Below are 15310 nucleotides of genomic sequence, written 5' to 3'. Positions count from 1 at the left end.
CGAGACCGGCGACGGCTCGGCAGGTGGCGGACAGGCGGTCGCGCCGTGGGAGGGGTGAGGTCGAACATCGAACGCGCAACAGGCACCCCGGGCCCCGACGCGTCACCGCTCTGTCACAGAAGACCGGTGGGCCGCAACGTTTCCTGTGCGCCATGGATCCAACCCGTGACCGCGCCCCCCGTCGACCCGCACACGGAAGCAGATCATGACCCACAGACGTTCCACGGCCGTTGCCGCCACCTCGTTCCTGCTGCTGAGCGGTGTGGCCCTCACCGCCGCGCCTGCGGCCCTCGCGGGCACACCCGGGGGCACCTACGCCGACGACCGCAACAGCGACTTCGACGGCGACGGTTACGACGACGTCCTGACCGGCGCTCCGGGCGGCACCGACGGCGGCAAGAAGGGGGCGGGCTACGTCACCGTCCAGTACGGCGCCGCGAGCGGCATGGGTACCGCCACGAGTCTCCCCCGGGTCCGCACCGCCGTTTTCGGTCAGGCCACCGCGGGCGTCCCGGGCTCCGCCGAGTCCGGTGACGGCTTCGGCACCGCCGTGGCCACGGGGGACCTCGACGCCGACGGCTACGACGACGCAATCGTCGCCGCACCGGGTGAGGACGAGGGTTCCGTGAGCGACGCGGGCCGGGTGACGGTCCTCTACGGATCCCGGGCCGGGCTGACCCCCGCGCGCAGCGTCACCCTGGGGTCGGGCGCGCCCGCGGCGGACACCCGGTTCGGCCTTGCGGTGGCCGCCGCTCGGCTCTCCGGAACCACACCGGGTGACGTCCTCGCCGTGGCCGACCGTGGGGGCGCCTTCCTGTTCACCTACGGCGGCGGCGTGCTGGAAGGAACGGGCCGGCTCGACACCGCCGGTGTTCCCGGCCGTCACTCGGTGCAGCCCGCTTCCCTGACGACCGGAGACTACGACGGTGACGGATACGCGGACCTGCTCGTGTCCGGCAGCAGCCTGGAGGAGGACTACAGGCCTCGGTCCTTCCTGTACATGGGCGCGGCGGACGGGCCGGTCTACACCCGCGACCTTCTGGGCGGCTCCGCCACGGCGTCCGGCGACATCGACAACGACGGGTACGACGACCTGGTCTACGGCAGGCCGGACAAGCCCGAGGACGAGAACGAACCCCTCACGGGCGGAGTGGTCGGCGTCTACCTGGGTTCCGAGAACGGCATGGACGACGTGAACGAACTCGGCACACCCGACCAGGTGTGGACGCAGAACAGTGCCGGTGTGCCCGGTACCGCCGAGCTCGGCGACGGATTCGGCGCCGATGTGTCCCTCGCCGACATCGACGGTGACGGATACGTCGATCTGGCCGTGGGCGTGCCCGGTGAGGACGTCGGTACCGTGGCGGACGCGGGCGGGGTGCGGGTCCTGCGCGGCTCGGCCGCCGGGCTGACCCCGGTGGGCGCGAAGTCCTTCGACCAGAGCTCGGCGGGCGTGCCCGGCACGGCGGAGGAGGGGGACCGCTGGGGCGCACAGGTCCGGCTCGCCGACACGGACGCCGACCGCCGCTCCGAGCTGCTGGCCGCTGCCCCCGGCGAGAACACCGGGGACGGGGCGGTCTGGTGGCTCGCCGCCTCCACGGCCGGGACGGTGAGCACGGGATCGTGGTCGTACGGCGCGGGCTCGCTCGGCGCTTTTGGGACCGAGGCGCGCTTCGGCACGTCGATCGACGAGTGAGCCGGCGCCTCCGACGCTCCGCCGATCACATGGGAACAGGTTCCGTCACGGTGTTCGTCGGGGGCCGCGGGTCTGTCAGGGGGCGATCCCGCGGTGGCCGGAGGTGGGCGCGCCCGTCCACGCCGGGCACGTTCCCGCGTAAGGCGCGCTCGGGTGGTCGGGGCGGCCTGCCGGGCGGTTCCGTCACGGGTCGCACCGCAGGCCGTGGCCGCCCGGGCCGCACGCCTCCACCCGCGGGGCCTTTACCTGATCCCACCCTTTCCATGACGTGTTCTTGACAAGGGCGGCGAATGACGCCACTCTCATGCCTCTCCAACCGGTACCACCGAGTGATGAGAGGCAGTCCCCCCACATGAGGTTACGTTCTGTCAGAGGGCTGGTGTCGGTACTGGCGGGCGCGGGCCTGATGCTCGCCGCCCCCGCGGCCCTGCCCGCGGTCGCGAACGCCGCACCGGCCGCCGTCGCCGAGGCGTCCATCGCCGACGGCTGCTACACCTGGAGCGGATCGCTCAGCGAAGGCTCGTCCGGCGAAGCCGTGCGACAGCTCCAGATCCGGGTCGCCGGATACCCGGGCTCGGGCAGTCAGCTCGCCATTGACGGCCAGTTCGGCCCGGCCACCAAGGCCGCGGTGCAGCGCTTCCAGTCGGCCTACGGTCTCGGCGCCGACGGCGTCGCGGGCCCGGCCACCTTCGGCAAGATCTACGAGCTCCAGGACGACGACTGCTCCCCGGTCAACTTCACTTACGGCGAGTTGAACAACTGCAACTCCGACTGGTCCGGAGGCAAGGTCAGCGCGGCCACGGCCCGCGCCAACGCCCTGGTCACCATGTGGAAGCTGCAGGCCATGCGCCACGCCATGGGCGACAGGCCGATCACCGTCAACGGCGGCTTCCGCAGCGTCACCTGCAACAGCAACGCCGGTGGCGCGGCCAACAGCCGCCACATGTACGGCCACGCGGCCGACCTCGGCGCGGGCTCGCAGGGCTTCTGCGCCCTGGCTCTGGCGGCCCGCAACCACGGCTTCACGGAGATCCTCGGCCCGGGCTACCCGGGTCACAACGACCACACGCACGTCGCCGGTGGCGACGGCCGCTTCTGGTCGGCACCGAGCTGCGGTATGTGATCCACCGGCGCGCACACTGCGCGCGCCTGCGACGCCCGCTCCGGCGCTTCCGCCCGGGGCGGGCGTCCGCCGTTGTGCGGCTGCCTCCCGCGACGGCACCGTAGGAGCCCACCCCTGGGGCCGGCGGTCCGAACTGGCCGAAGTCGGCGCCTTCGCGATCTTCTGGCGCACCGGATCCGCACGGCGGAGCGGTCGGGACACTGCCGCCGTGGGCCTTCATTCAGCCATGCATTGACATGCGCACGCCATGCTTGGAGAGTTGCCCTTCTCCGTAACCCGCCGCAGCGGCACACGACTTCGGACGGGACCGGAGTGCAGACCGTCGAAAGGACCGCACAATGAACCGCCTAGCGAAAACCATCCTGCCCATCGCCATGGGTGCCGCGCTACTGGTGCCACTGACCCACTCCGCCACCGCGGCGGACACCGGCACCCTCACCTCCCCTGTCGCGACCGAGAAGAAGGTCGTCGGCGATGTCCGGGCGACAGTCAGCCGCGACTCCGTCATCCAGCGGGCCAAGACCTGGCTGACGGCGAACAACGGCAGTCAGGTGCCCTACAGCCAGACCGCCACGTTCGGCGGATACCGTACGGACTGCTCCGGATACGTCAGCATGGCGCTCCAGTACGGCAAGCCCGGCGCCAACACGGTGATGCTCGCCGGTGCGGACTTCACCAGGCCGATCAACATGTCGCAGCTCCTCAAGGGCGACCTGATCATCGACGCGAACGGCAGCAGCACCACGCGCCACGTCGTGATCTTCGAGAAGTGGACGAGCAGCGCCCACACCAGCTACAAGGCCTACGAGCAGCGCGGCGGGCACGGCACGGACTACCGCACGCTCAGCTACGGGGTCGGGGCGGACGAGTACAACGCCTACCGTCCCAACAAGTACTGACACACGCCCCGTACGCGCGGCCCGCGGGACCCCCACGGCCGCCGGAAGCGCGGAACGGCAGTGAGCAGAACGCCCTTCGGCCCGCACCCGGGCCGGAGGGCGTTCCGTCGTCAGGCCGAGGTCGGCACCGTCCTGATGGTCGTGGACCGGCCCGCTCCCAGCGGTGTCCTGCCGCTGACCGTCGCCCGCCGCGCCGGCTGCAAGGTCGGTTTCCTGCCCGGACTCGCGGTGCGCCGGCCCGCCGGCCTCTACCCGGGTGAGGCCACGGCCGACGCCCGGGACGCGGCTGTCCTCGCGAACGCCGCCCGCACCAGCCCCCACCCTGCGCTCCCCGGAACTCGCCGACGGGGTCACCGCCGAGCCGATCATGCTGGTCGGCTTCCGCCAGGACCCGGCAGGCGAGGCCGACCGCACGTCCGACCACAACCGGCGCCTGCTCACCCGACTGGGCACTCCGAGCCGAGCCCGCCTCCGTTGTGCAGGGGGACCTCCAGCGTGCGGGCGCCGAAGGTGATCGAACCGTTCGGCGTCACCCCGCCCGCCGTCGACCTCAGCACCCACATCGAACCGTCGGTGGTGTCCTCGTCGCCGAACTCTCCCTCGCCCGCGGCGCCGACGACCAGGTCGGCCCTGCCGTCGCCGTTGGTGTCGGCGAGCCTGGTGCAGGACCCGAAGAGGTCGTAGGTCCGCGCGACACCGGGCACGCCCGCGGTGGCCTCGCTGAAGACCTGCGCGCCCCGGCCGGTCAGTCCGCCCCAGGTGCCCCGCATCGTGACGGCGCTGCCCGCCATCTCGATGCCGTCGAAGGTCTCACTGGGCACCCCGACGGACACGTCCGCGTACCCGTCGCCGTCGATGTCGCCCACCGAGACATCCTCACCGAACTCGTCGCCCACCTCGGCGACACCGGGCACACCGGAGGTGTCCTGGTTGATCCTCCTGCGCCGCGCGGTGTCGGGACCGGTCGCACTGCCCGGCAGGTAGGTGACCATGCCGCCCTTGGCCTGCGGCAGGGGGACCTCAGTGCCCACGTTGCCGTCCGGGCGGCCGATGACGATGTCCGCGCGGTGGTCGCCGTTCACGTCGCCGACGTCCAGGTTGTCGCCGGCGCCGTCGAGACCGCTGACGGTGACGCCCGCGCCGAGACCCGCCGGGGCGCCCGTGAAGTAACCGACGTGGCTCACGTCGCCCCTGCCCCCCGTGGAGACGACGTCCGTGCTGCCGTCACCGTTCACATCGCCCGCGGCCAGGTCGCTCATGCTGTTCGCATCGGGTGCCCCGTCGTCGGCGCCCTTGACGTCGTGTGTGCCCCCGGCCGGCGTACCGTCGCGGTGGAAGGGGCCGGTCAGGACGCGCAGACGCGTCCCCCGAACGCTGGTCGCCACGTCGGCGGCACCGTCGCCGTTGAAGTCGCCCGCCACGACGAGGTCGCCGACCCAGTCGTCGTACGCGGCGCCCCGGGACAGCCAGGTCGAGCCGGACAGCCCGTCGGGGCCGCCCCAGATGACCGACAGTGAGCCTTTGCCCCCGTTGTCACCGCCGGCCCCGACGATCAGGTCCGCGTTCCCGTCCCGGTCGAGGTCGGCGGAGGTGACCGAACTGCCGTAGGCGTCGCCCTGCTCGGCGTCCCCCGGAATACCGGGCCTGTTCTGGTCGAAGACCTGCTTGGAGGAGGTCACCAGACCGCTTGCCGAGCCGTACATGACGGCCACGTAGCCGTCGAACGCCGCTCCTCCCCCGTCCTGGTTGCCCTCGTTGCTCCTCAGTCCCGCGGCGGGCACGGGGAAGGCGACGTCGGCGTAGCCGTCGCCGTCGAAGTCGTCCCGGAGCCCGGCGCCGGCCGTGGTTCCGGAACCGTCGGCGGCAGTGCCCGCCATGGCCACGGGGGTGATCACCGACAGGCTCACCGCGATGGCCGCCATCAAACTCATACCGCCTGCCGCTCTGCGCAGGTTCATCAACATCCTCCTGGACCGGACGTGACCGCCGGACGGGCCGGGCCGACGCACGGGGCAGGACACACCCCGCGGTCACTGGCGCTCAACGGTCCGCGCACGGCGACATCACGCTGCTCCCATTCCCTGTAAGGCACGACGTGGACAGGCGCATGACGGCGCGTCGACAGCGCGTCACGCGCCTGTCCAGACCTGTCAGGGGCGCGAAGGGTTGTGCACCCCCGGCCCCGAGCACGACACGACGGAGGCAGGGCGCGGCGCAGCCTTGCGCGGGACGGACAGGAGCGACAGCGCTCCAAGCCGCACCTCGTCATACGTGCCGACGGCGCGTACGGGGTCGTCGTGAGCCGGCGCCTGATCCGGTACGACGAACATGAGGCATCAGCGGCCCCGTTGCCTTCTTCGTGGCTCCGCAACGGGGTTTCCGCCTTCTGAAACTGCATGGCTCGTCCCATTCCCCCTGTCGAACGCTTGGCCCAGGGGGTGTCACCAGCTCCGGAAGCACCGACAAACCGCCGGTCAGGGCATGACCAGCGGTTTCTCCGGATGAAGGGTGGCGGAGCGGTTCAGGGCCGCAGCCCCACCGGTGGGTCGAGTGGTCGGTCAGGAGTTGTAGTAGATGGGGCCCGTCGTGGTCTTGCACCTGACCGACTGGTTGTTGTTCACGTACTGGCATCCGGCCAGCACATTGGTGGTCGCCCCGGCCGGGATGTCCACCGTCACGTCGTGGTCGACGCCGTAGGTGCCGTCCATCACGCCGTAGAGCGTGCCCTCGCTGCCTGCCAGGGCCGCGCCGGGCCAGGTGTTGTAGGTGGAGCCGTAGCCGATCGTGCCGCCACCCCAGTGGTAGACACGGGTCGAGCCCTCCATGACCACCGGCATGTTGCAGGTGGTGCCCGCCTGCCACTCCATCGACCGCATCGTGTAGTCGCTGACCACCAGCGGGAGGTAGACGTTGCACGCGAGGAATGCGGCCTCGCCGCGGACGCCCGTTTTCTCCATGGTGATCTCGATGTGGGGACGGCCCTCGGGCCCCTTCGCCTCGGTGTCGACGACCTGGGCGGTCAGCACCGGGCGGGCGTCCTCCCCTTCACCGGCGGCGGAGGCAGAGCCGGTCGCGAGGACGGTCAGGACCATGGCCAGGCCCGCGGAGGCTCCCATGACGGTACGTCGCACGTGCATGGACATGCATACACCTTTCGCGAGAGGCGCACGACACGACCGCCGGCGCCAGGAGGAAACACGGAAGAGCGGTGGTGCACACACCCTCGGACCGTCCGTCGGGAGACGCGGAGGCCGTCAAGGACGCGATGACGATACCGGGGAACGTCGCTCTGCGCAGGAGGGCGAATCCCCCCGTGCCAAGCGGTCCGACGGCGTCCCGCGCCACGGGCGGAACGCCCCTACGGCCGTGCACCGGACGTCCACGCGCTGTCGCGATGTCCGCGTCCGGTGACAACCCCCCGCTTTCACGCAGAACCCACCGTTTCCAGCACGCGGGTGCCGTGCGACCTGCCGCGCCCCACCGTCCGGGGCTCGCGTCTGGCGGGCCGGGCCGCCCCGGCCGAAGGGCTGGTTCAGGTGGGCAGACCGGTGAGGGCGAGGAATTCGCTGCGGGAGCGGGCGTCGCTGCGCAGGACGCCGAGGAGGGTGGACGTGAGGGTGCTGGAGCCGGTCGCCCGTACGCCGCGCAGGGTCATGCAGGTGTGTTCGGCCTGGATGACGACGCCGACCCCCTTGGGTTCCAGCTGAGTCTGCAGCCAGTCGGCGATCTGTTTGGTGAGACGTTCTTGCACCTGGGGGCGGCAGGCGAAGTGTTCGACGACGCGGGCCAGTTTCGACAGGCCCAGGATGCGTCGTCCCGGCAGGTAGCCGACGTGGGCGGTGCCGACGAACGGCAGCAGATGGTGTTCACAGACGGACCGCAGGGGGATGCTGCGTGCCAGGACGAGTTCGTCGTAGTCCTCGTCGTTGGGGAACGTGGTGAGGTCGAAGGGTCGGGGGCTGAACAATTCGGCATAGGCCCGGGCCATGCGGCCGGGGGTCCCGCGCAGGCTCTCGGAGTCGGTGCCGATGCCGAGCGCGTGCAGGAACTGACCTGCGGCGTGTTCAGCGGCCGCCAGGTCGATGCCGCCGGTCTCGTGGACGACGCGCAGCGGGGGCGGCGCGGGTATCGGTATCTCCGGGTCGTCTGCGGGAGCGTGCGACGTGGTGGGGGAAGGCTGGGACATGTCAGCTGTCACCGATCCCGAGCGCCGTGAGCAGGACCAGGACGACGGTGACGACGGCGAACAGGCCGTGCCCGACGACCACCGGCACGGGGAAGTACCGTTCGGCGGGCTGGGACTGCTCACCCGCGGCGGCCTCGGCGGCACGGGCCCGGTACACGGGGAGCCAGCGGGCGAGCATCGCGAAGCCGAGCAGGGCGACGGGCACGAGCAGGCCGAAGGCGGTCCAGGCCAGCGCATCCTTGTCGGCGACCACGTAGACGATCCAGACGACCAGGCCGATCGCGGCGAGGGCGAAGTGCCCGAAGACGACCGGGACGGGCAAGCGGCTGCCGCCGCGGGCACCTCCGCGGGACATCCAGGTTCCGAGCATGTAGAAACCGCCCAGAGCGGTGATCACCCAGGTGATCAGTGCGGCGATGTCCAAGGGACTCCTCGTTTCCGTGGTGGGTGGGGTGGCCGGGCGTTGAGTGCCCGCGGCCCGGCGCCGCAGCGACGGCGCGCTGGCGCGTGAGGACGCCGGTCAGCCGGGCCGGCCGTCCTGAGAGCGGCGGGTGACGGGACAAAAGCCCTCGGCCTGGGTGGCTTCGTCGGCGACGCGGACGCCGTAGTGGTAGGCGAGCTTGCCGCCCAGGTAGCCGGAGAGGCCGAGGACCGCCAGGCTTACGGCGTTCAGCGCGAGCATCCCGGGGCCGACGCTGCCCTCCGGCCCCTGGCCCCCCTTGCGCCACAGGAAGTTCCCGGCGTAGGCGGCGGTCACCAGCAGGTTCAGCGTCATGTGGATCAGGCCGACGCGGAACGCACGGGTCCGCGGCGGGATCGCCCACAGATCGAGGAAGCCGACCAGCGCCGCGGCCAGAGCGCCGATCACCCCGATCGCGATCAGCCACATCGCCCCGCGGGCCAGGAAGTCCGGGTCGTGCACGACATGGGAGGCGATGTCGAAGACCAGGCTGCCCACCCAGGCACCGATGGGCACCGTGATCAGGATCGGGTGGAACGGGTGCCCGTACGGGCCGGCCAGCGCGGCGCTCACCGGTCTTTTCGCCTGCCGGTGCAAGGGATCAGCCATGTCGACCACCTCCAGTTTCGCTAACAAATTTTGGTCTTATTCCGGTGAGCGGTCAAGCAGGCCTGATCAGAGCCCCTCGGCGGGAGCCCCGCCCGTGGAGGTGGGAGTTACTGTGGAGAGGTGGCCTCCGACATGACTCCGCCGCCGGCTCGTGACGCGGCGATCAATTCCGTCAGCGTCCTCGGCGAGCACTCGCGGCGCCGGATGTTCGCCTTCATCCGGCGCGCCCGCCGTCCCGTGACCCGGGACGAGGCGGCCGCCAGCGTCGGCATATCGCGCAAGCTCGCCGCCTTCCACCTCGACAAACTCGTCGACGCCGGTCTGCTGCGCGCCCGCTACGCCTCACCGGGCGGAGCCCGCAAGGTCGGCCGCCAGCCCAAGGTCTACGAGCCCGCCGACACCGAGATACGGGTCAGCATCCCCGACCGCCGCCATGAACTGCTCGCCGATCTGCTGCTGCAGGCCGTGCTGACCGAGGGGGGCGACGAGACCGGCGTCCAGGCGGCCCTGCGTACGGCTGGAGAGCGCGGCCGGGAACTCGGTGAGGCCCAGCGCGAGGAGGACCGTCCCGGCCGCCTCGGCGCCGAGCGCGGCCTCACCCTCTGCGAGCGCATGCTCGACCAGCACGGCTTCGAGCCCGTACGCGAAACCCCCACCCGGCTACGGCTGAACAACTGCCCCTTCCACCCCCTCGCCGCCAAGGCTCCCGACCTGGTGTGCGGCATGAATTACGCGTTCCTCGCCGGCTATCTCCAGGCCGTCGAGATCTCCGGTGTCCAAGCCGTTCTCGCCCCGCGCCCAGGAGAATGCTGCGTCCAGATCGGCCCAGCCGACGCGTAGGCCCGCGCCCTGCCGGCGTGCGCCGACCGGCGCCCGTTCGAAGCCGCCCCTGGGCTGCGGCGCGACTTCCCGGCCACCCGGCACACGGTCGGGTAGGGGTCACGGCAGCGTGATCCGGCTGCCCGACCGCGGCAGACCGAGACTCGCGAGGGCGACGAGCCGCCCGGGGCGGAACCACCCGAACCGGCGCCAGTTCCCCTCTCCTGCACGCGCGATGCGGAGGCCGTCCCGGCAGACCCGAGACCAGGGAGTTCGCCCGCCGCGTCGAGTCCGGCGAGCAGGGTGGTGCACCTGGCCGACGGCCTGGCCCGTTGCCGAGTCGCGTGGCTGGGCGGGGGTTCGCAGCCCTACCACTCGGGCGGTGTGCGGCGTGATCCGGTGCCGAGGGCGACCAGGGCGGCCAGCGCGGACATGAGGGCAAGCAGTCCGAACAGGCGAGGGTAGCCGCCCAGTGGTGCGGCCAGTGCGGCGCCGGCGAACGGGGCGAGCGCGGATGCGGCGGTCGTGGGTGCGGCGAGGAGTCCGGACAGCCGACCGTAGTGGGTGGCACCCCAGCGGTCGGTGACCGCGGTGGCCTGCAGCAGGGTGAGGTTCCCGCGGACCGTCCCGGCCGCGACGGACAGGGCTGCCAGCACACCGTACGGACCCGGGACGAGAGCAAGAGTCGCCGTGGTGAGGGATCCGAGCGCGACCAGTGCGACCGTGCGGCCCGTCGGCCCGGTGCGGCGGGCGAGGGTGGCGTACAGGGTGCGGCCGAGGGTCTGTCCGGCTCCGCCGAGACCGAGGGCCCAGGCGGCTTCAGTGGTGGAGTAGCCGCGTTCGACGAGCAGGGGCACGAGTGCGACGACGACGGCGGAGACGGCGAACGCGGAGAGGGTCAGAGCCGCGGCCAGCATCCAGAACGGGCGGCTGCGGGCCGCCTTGTCCGCGCCGCGGGTGACGTGGGCGGGAGCGGGTGGCGCTGTGGGCCAGGGCGCGTCGAGGGCGAAGGCGTGGGCGGGGACGGTCACCACAGCGAGTACGAGGGCGAGCACGGCGTACGTCGCACGCCAGGACAGGTGGGCGGCCAGGACCGCGGTCACGGGCGCGAAGACGGTGGAGGCGAGCCCGCCGGCGAGGGTGACGACGGTGAGGGCGCGGATGTGGTCGGGGGCCCACCAGCGGGTGAGCGCGACGAAGGCAGGCTGGTAGAAGGTGGTGGCCATCGAGAGTCCGGCGAGGAGCCAGCCGCCGGCGAAGACGGGCGGGTTCGGGGCGGTGGCGATGATGAGGATGCTCAGCACGCCGAGGACGGAGCCGGCGGTCATCACGGTGCGCGGCCCGCGGTGGTCGATGATGCGCCCGACGCGTATCCCGGCGATGGCCGAGACGAGCAGGGCGGCGGAGAAGGCGGCCGTGGTCGCCCCGGCCGGCCAGCCGGTGGCGTGGGTGATCTGCGGGTTCAGTACGGGGAAGGCGTAGTAGACGATGCCCCAGCCGGTGACCTGGGTGAGGCAGAGGGCGGGCAGCGCGGCGCGGGGCCGCGACCGGTCCCCCGTTCCGGCCGTGGCCCCGTGTCCCGGTGTGCCGAGGGTGGTCACGAGTCGCAGCGGCCGCCCGTGGACGCGTCCTCGGCGACCACGGCGGCGGGCACCCCGGCACCGAGCGGGACGAGCGCGGGCGCCGGGGCGCAGCACCCGCCCCCGTCTGCCTGCGCGCCCGCCGGGTCGTCGAAGAGGCCGGCGCCGCCGCACACCCCGGTTTCGGGGAGGGTGAGTTCGACGCGGTCGGCGGACTCGGTGTCCCCGGCGATGGCGGCGGCGACGGAGCGGACCTGCTCGTATCCGGTCATGGCGAGGAAGGAGGGGGCTCGTCCGTAGGACTTCATACCGACCAGGTACACGCCCGGTTCCGGGTGGGACAGCTCGCGGTGGCCGTGCGGCGGGACGGTGCCGCAGGAGTGCTGGTTGGGGTCGATGAGGGGGGCCAGCTCGACGGGCGCCTGGAGGCGCTCGTCCAGTCGGAGACGGATCTCGGAGAGAAGGGAGTGGTCCGGCCGGAAGCCGGTGAGCACGATGACTTCGTCGACGGGGTCGAGGCGTCGGCCGTCCTCGCCGACGAGGACCAGCCGTCCGTCGGTGTCACGCTCGATCGCCCCGGTGCGGAAACCGGTGACGGCCTCGGCGTAACCGTTGTCGACCGCGGCCTTCGCGGCCAGGCCCAGGGCGCCGCGTGCGGGGAGCTGGTCGGCTTCGCCGCCGCCGAACGTGGCGCCGCCGAGGCCGCGCCGCAGCACCCACACCGCGTGGGTGCCGGGCTCGGCCTCGGCGATGTCGGCGAGGGTGGCGAGTGCGGTGAAGGCGGAGGCGCCGGTGCCGATGACGGCGGTGCGCCTGCCGGCGTAGCGGGCGCGCACAGCCGGGTCCCTGAGGTCGGGCACGCGGTGGGTGAGGTGGTCGGCGGCGGCTGTTTCTCCCCGGGCGGGCAGGCCGTCGGCCCCGGCCGGGTTCGGTGTGGTCCAGGTGCCGGAGGCGTCGATGACGGCGCGCGCGAGCATGCGCTCCTCGCGGCCGTCGGCGGTGGTGAGGTGCAGGACGAAGGGCTGGGTTTCGCGGTCGGCGTCGACGGTGCGGTCGCGTCCGGTACGGGAGACGCCGGTGACGCGTGTGTTGTAGCGGATGCGGTCGCCGAGAGCGTCGGCCAGCGGCTGCAGGTACTGCTCGGCCCACGCGCCGCCGGTGGGGTGGCGAGTGGCGTCCGGCGCGGTCCAGCCGGTGGGGGCGAGCAGTTTTTCGGCAGCCGGGTCGGTGAGCTCGCCCCACGTGGAGAACAGGCGCACGTGGCTCCACTCGCGCACCGCGGAGGCGGCGGCCGGTCCGGTTTCCAGGACCCGGAGCTCGATGCCGCGCGCGGCCAGATGGGCGGCTGCTGCCAGGCCGACGGGGCCGGCTCCGATGACGACGACGGGGAGCTGCTGCCGGCTCATGGTGGTCGACTCCCTGAGTAGATGGGGGCTCGTCTCAGCGGGCGGTGGGCAGTGCGGGCCGTGGCCCCGCGGGAGGCGTCGCACATCTGTGTACCGCTGTCGCAGAAACCGACCCCGGTCGAGGTGGCGAGGGTGCGGCGGGCTGCCGGGCGATCCACGGGCGGCGATGAGAGCGGACCGGACGACGTCCCACGGCGACTCGCTGTTTTGATACTTGTCTATATCTGAAGCTTGCCACTCGCATTGACGGGTGTCAACATAGACATATGTCGAAGTCAGAGGCGGTCGAGCGGCCCGTCCTGGACCCCGGGGCCGGGGTGCCGTGCTGCCCGCCGATCACCGCCGGAGAACTGTCGCGGGCCGACGCGGAGAAGATGGCCGCGATGTTCAAGGCTCTGTCCGACCCGGTGCGGCTGCGGCTGTTCTCCAAGGTCGCCTCGTGCGAGGGCGGTGAGGCGTGCGTGTGCGACATCTCCGACGTCGGCGTGTCCCAGCCGACCGTCTCCCACCACCTGAAGAAGCTGCGCGAGGCCGGACTGCTCACTGCACGGCGTCGCGGGACCTGGGTCTACTACCGGGTGGCCCCGTCCGTGGTCGCCGCGATGTCCGCCATGCTCGACCTGCGCACCTGACCGCTCACCGGCACAGGGCACCGCCCGGCTTTCCTTCCCGTCAGCGGGCGAGTCGGCCCCGGAACGGTCCGGCCCGGGGGTTGAGCCGCCGCCGACACCACCGCCCCTCGGCCTCCCGTGGTGCTTTTCTCCTTCGAAGCGTCGGCCTGCCGGCCGCCGGGTGATCGCCCCTGAATACGGGCAGCGCCGGGCCGGACAGGAGGATCGATTCGGGCTGCGCCCGGCGCTTCTCCACAAAGGAGACAATCGGCCGCTACGCGGAACGTCATATCCCACCCACAGCGTGCCGTCGCCTCTCCGCCTCTCCGCGACCCACCCCGGACCATAAAAGGGATGATGATTACCGAAAGCGCAAGCACGCTGCCAAAAGCCTCGCAAGTAGAGGAGATCTTGGCCGAAAGCGACGTCCCGTCGGGTCTACCGCCGTCCCCCTGACCCGCAGGTCCCGGACGTCGGGAAAAACCGGTGCCACCGCCGCGCGGGCGACCCCGTGCAGAGGCCATTCTCACGTGCGAGCGGCGGGCGCACTCGCTTCCCGGCCCTCGCCGGCCATTGCGCCTCGGGCGGGGACACCTTCCACTGCGACCCGTACCCATTGGGGCCCGCAAGGCCGGCGAGTACGAAAATGATCAGACGGATTTGAGACTGCTTGCATTCCGATGGGGCGGCGTCGATGCGTTCCACGAGATGGACAGTTACACTCATGCGGATGCTTTCGTTCTTCCTGGCGGTACCCAGTACGTCGTTCACGGCGAACACCGTGGTTGCTCGCGGGATTCGCTGAAGGAAAGGCCGGGTTCGGTCGCACCTGTCTTCGTGTCCGGAGGCGGGACCGTCACCCGCGCTGAGCCATCCGACAGGTGCAAGAACCACATCAGCCGCCGGGCCGGCGTTCCCCGGAAGCTGATGCCGCCGTTGCGTGCACCGGCGGCATCGGACTCCTCGAGGATGCTCCAGCCCGCCGGCGCTCCGGTCGTCCGATCCGTCGGGCGACGAGGTTCCTCCGGTGTCGTGCCCGTCCCGCCCGGGGCGGCGCGGGCCGCCGGCATGTTCACTGCTCCAAGGCTCGACCTGCCCCACGCCTCCCTGTTCCGGCGGAGACGCGGGGCACCTTCCCGTATGCAGTCACCGCACATCGAGAGGGAGACAAGTGAGTCGTTTCGAGACCATGTGGGACCGTTTCTGGACCGACCTTCCCCAGGGGTTGGGGACCTCACCCTGGGATGTGGACCCCACCTACGTCGCCCATGCGCACCTCCATCTGTTCGGCAGCGTGCTCGATCCCGCGCTGCCCGTCATCGACGTCGGCTGCGGCGACGGCTCTCAGACCGCGGCCATCGGACAGCACTTCGACCGGGTCATCGGTGTGGACGTGGCACCGAGCGCCGTGGAGCGCGCCCGGGAGCAACACAGTGCTCCAGGCGTCGTGTACGAGCAGCTCGACCTGCTCAAGCCCGAACAGGCCGCGGCGCTGCACGACCGCATCGGGGACGCGAGCCTGTACGTACGGACGGTGCTGCACGCCTTCACTCCGGACGAACTCAAGCTCGCCACCACGTCATTGGCCCACCTGGCCGGCAGCAGCGGCGGAGCGTTCTTCTACGAACTCGCCCCTGCCAGCCGGGATTTCATCGTCGGACAGCTGGGGAGCGACGGCGAGCCGGCGAAGAAGTTCGGCTTCGTCTTCGACCGTGTCCCGCTCCCGGCGGTCCGGGAGGAGGGGACGCTTCAGCGTGAGCTGGAGGCGGCCGGTTTCGAGATCCTCTCCACGGCGCCCATCGACTACCAGGGGACCGTCAAGTCCGGTGAACGGCATGTCAACGTTCCCGCGTTCTTCGTCGTAGCACGGGCGAAGGGCGCCCGATAGACCGGGCTGGTTTTCCCGCCGTTCAGTGACACC

At 71.6% G+C, this 15310-nt stretch carries 13 protein-coding genes and 1 pseudogene; 7 read left to right on the top strand and 7 right to left on the bottom strand.

All coding sequences use genetic code 11. The annotated features are described in order from the left end of the window. Positions 1-205 precede the first annotated feature (205 nt). The 4 genes and pseudogenes from ABZ354_RS11235 to ABZ354_RS11220 form a co-directional block, all read left to right on the top strand. Positions 206-1696 carry an FG-GAP repeat protein gene (locus tag ABZ354_RS11235; protein ID WP_358655325.1) on the top strand — a complete coding sequence of 497 codons (1491 nt, stop codon included), beginning with the start codon at positions 206-208 and terminating at the stop codon, positions 1694-1696. Between the two features lie 352 nt (positions 1697-2048). Beyond that, on the top strand, positions 2049-2819 hold the full coding sequence (locus tag ABZ354_RS11230) for a M15 family metallopeptidase (protein ID WP_358655323.1): 771 nt from the start codon (positions 2049-2051) through the stop codon (positions 2817-2819). A gap of 338 nt (positions 2820-3157) precedes the next feature. Then, a complete protein-coding gene (locus ABZ354_RS11225) occupies positions 3158-3718 on the top strand; it encodes a hypothetical protein (protein WP_358655321.1) in 561 nt (186 codons plus the stop codon). 114 nt (positions 3719-3832) lie between these two features. Then, a pseudogene (locus ABZ354_RS11220) lies at positions 3833-4163 on the top strand (transposase); the annotation flags it as partial. Here ABZ354_RS11220 and ABZ354_RS11215 read toward each other — a convergent pair. From ABZ354_RS11215 to ABZ354_RS11195, 5 genes are all read right to left on the bottom strand, one after another. Next, a complete protein-coding gene (locus tag ABZ354_RS11215) occupies positions 4156-5421 on the bottom strand; it encodes an FG-GAP and VCBS repeat-containing protein (protein WP_358655405.1) in 1266 nt (421 codons plus the stop codon). The pseudogene ABZ354_RS11220 and the gene ABZ354_RS11215 sit on opposite strands and share 8 nt — an antisense overlap. A gap of 855 nt (positions 5422-6276) precedes the next feature. Then, positions 6277-6861: a hypothetical protein gene (locus tag ABZ354_RS11210; RefSeq protein ID WP_358655319.1), complete on the bottom strand. Its 585-nt coding sequence runs from the start codon at positions 6859-6861 to the stop codon at positions 6277-6279. 389 nt (positions 6862-7250) lie between these two features. Further along, complete coding sequence (folE, locus tag ABZ354_RS11205; protein ID WP_358655317.1) at positions 7251-7904, bottom strand: GTP cyclohydrolase I FolE; 654 nt, start codon at positions 7902-7904, stop codon at positions 7251-7253. A gap of 1 nt (position 7905) precedes the next feature. Then, positions 7906-8328, bottom strand: coding sequence for a hypothetical protein (locus ABZ354_RS11200; protein ID WP_358655315.1), 423 nt, complete (start codon positions 8326-8328; stop codon positions 7906-7908). A gap of 96 nt (positions 8329-8424) precedes the next feature. Then, positions 8425-8973, bottom strand: coding sequence for a DUF2231 domain-containing protein (locus ABZ354_RS11195; RefSeq protein WP_358655313.1), 549 nt, complete (start codon positions 8971-8973; stop codon positions 8425-8427). 132 nt (positions 8974-9105) lie between these two features. On the opposite strand from ABZ354_RS11195, the gene ABZ354_RS11190 reads away from it, so the two are divergent. Then, positions 9106-9813 (top strand): helix-turn-helix domain-containing protein, encoded by a 708-nt coding sequence (locus ABZ354_RS11190; protein WP_358655311.1) that lies wholly within the window; start codon positions 9106-9108, stop codon positions 9811-9813. Positions 9814-10160: 347 nt separating this feature from the next. On the opposite strand, the gene ABZ354_RS11185 is transcribed toward ABZ354_RS11190, so the two are convergent. Both ABZ354_RS11185 and ABZ354_RS11180 read right to left on the bottom strand, forming a co-directional pair. Next, on the bottom strand, positions 10161-11393 hold the full coding sequence (locus tag ABZ354_RS11185) for an MFS transporter (protein WP_358655309.1): 1233 nt from the start codon (positions 11391-11393) through the stop codon (positions 10161-10163). Continuing rightward, positions 11390-12778, bottom strand: a complete 1389-nt coding sequence (locus ABZ354_RS11180; protein ID WP_358655307.1) for an NAD(P)-binding domain-containing protein — start codon at positions 12776-12778, stop codon at positions 11390-11392. Before ABZ354_RS11180 ends, ABZ354_RS11185 begins: the two co-directional genes overlap by 4 nt. 266 nt (positions 12779-13044) lie before the next feature. Here ABZ354_RS11180 and ABZ354_RS11175 point away from each other — a divergent pair, with 266 nt between their 5' ends. Beyond that, the gene (locus tag ABZ354_RS11175) at positions 13045-13410 is read left to right on the top strand and encodes a metalloregulator ArsR/SmtB family transcription factor (RefSeq protein ID WP_358655305.1); all 366 of its coding nucleotides are present in this window, start codon (positions 13045-13047) and stop codon (positions 13408-13410) included. Between the two features lie 1150 nt (positions 13411-14560). Next, positions 14561-15277 carry a class I SAM-dependent methyltransferase gene (locus ABZ354_RS11170; protein ID WP_358655303.1) on the top strand — a complete coding sequence of 239 codons (717 nt, stop codon included), beginning with the start codon at positions 14561-14563 and terminating at the stop codon, positions 15275-15277. Positions 15278-15310: the final 33 nt, after the last annotated feature.

Origin of the sequence: Streptomyces sp. NPDC005925, assembly GCF_040638805.1 — a bacterium.
Lineage (GTDB): Bacteria > Actinomycetota > Actinomycetes > Streptomycetales > Streptomycetaceae > Streptomyces.
The sequence above is the reverse complement of the archived record's forward strand: the minus strand, read 5'-3'. Positions and strand labels throughout refer to the sequence as shown.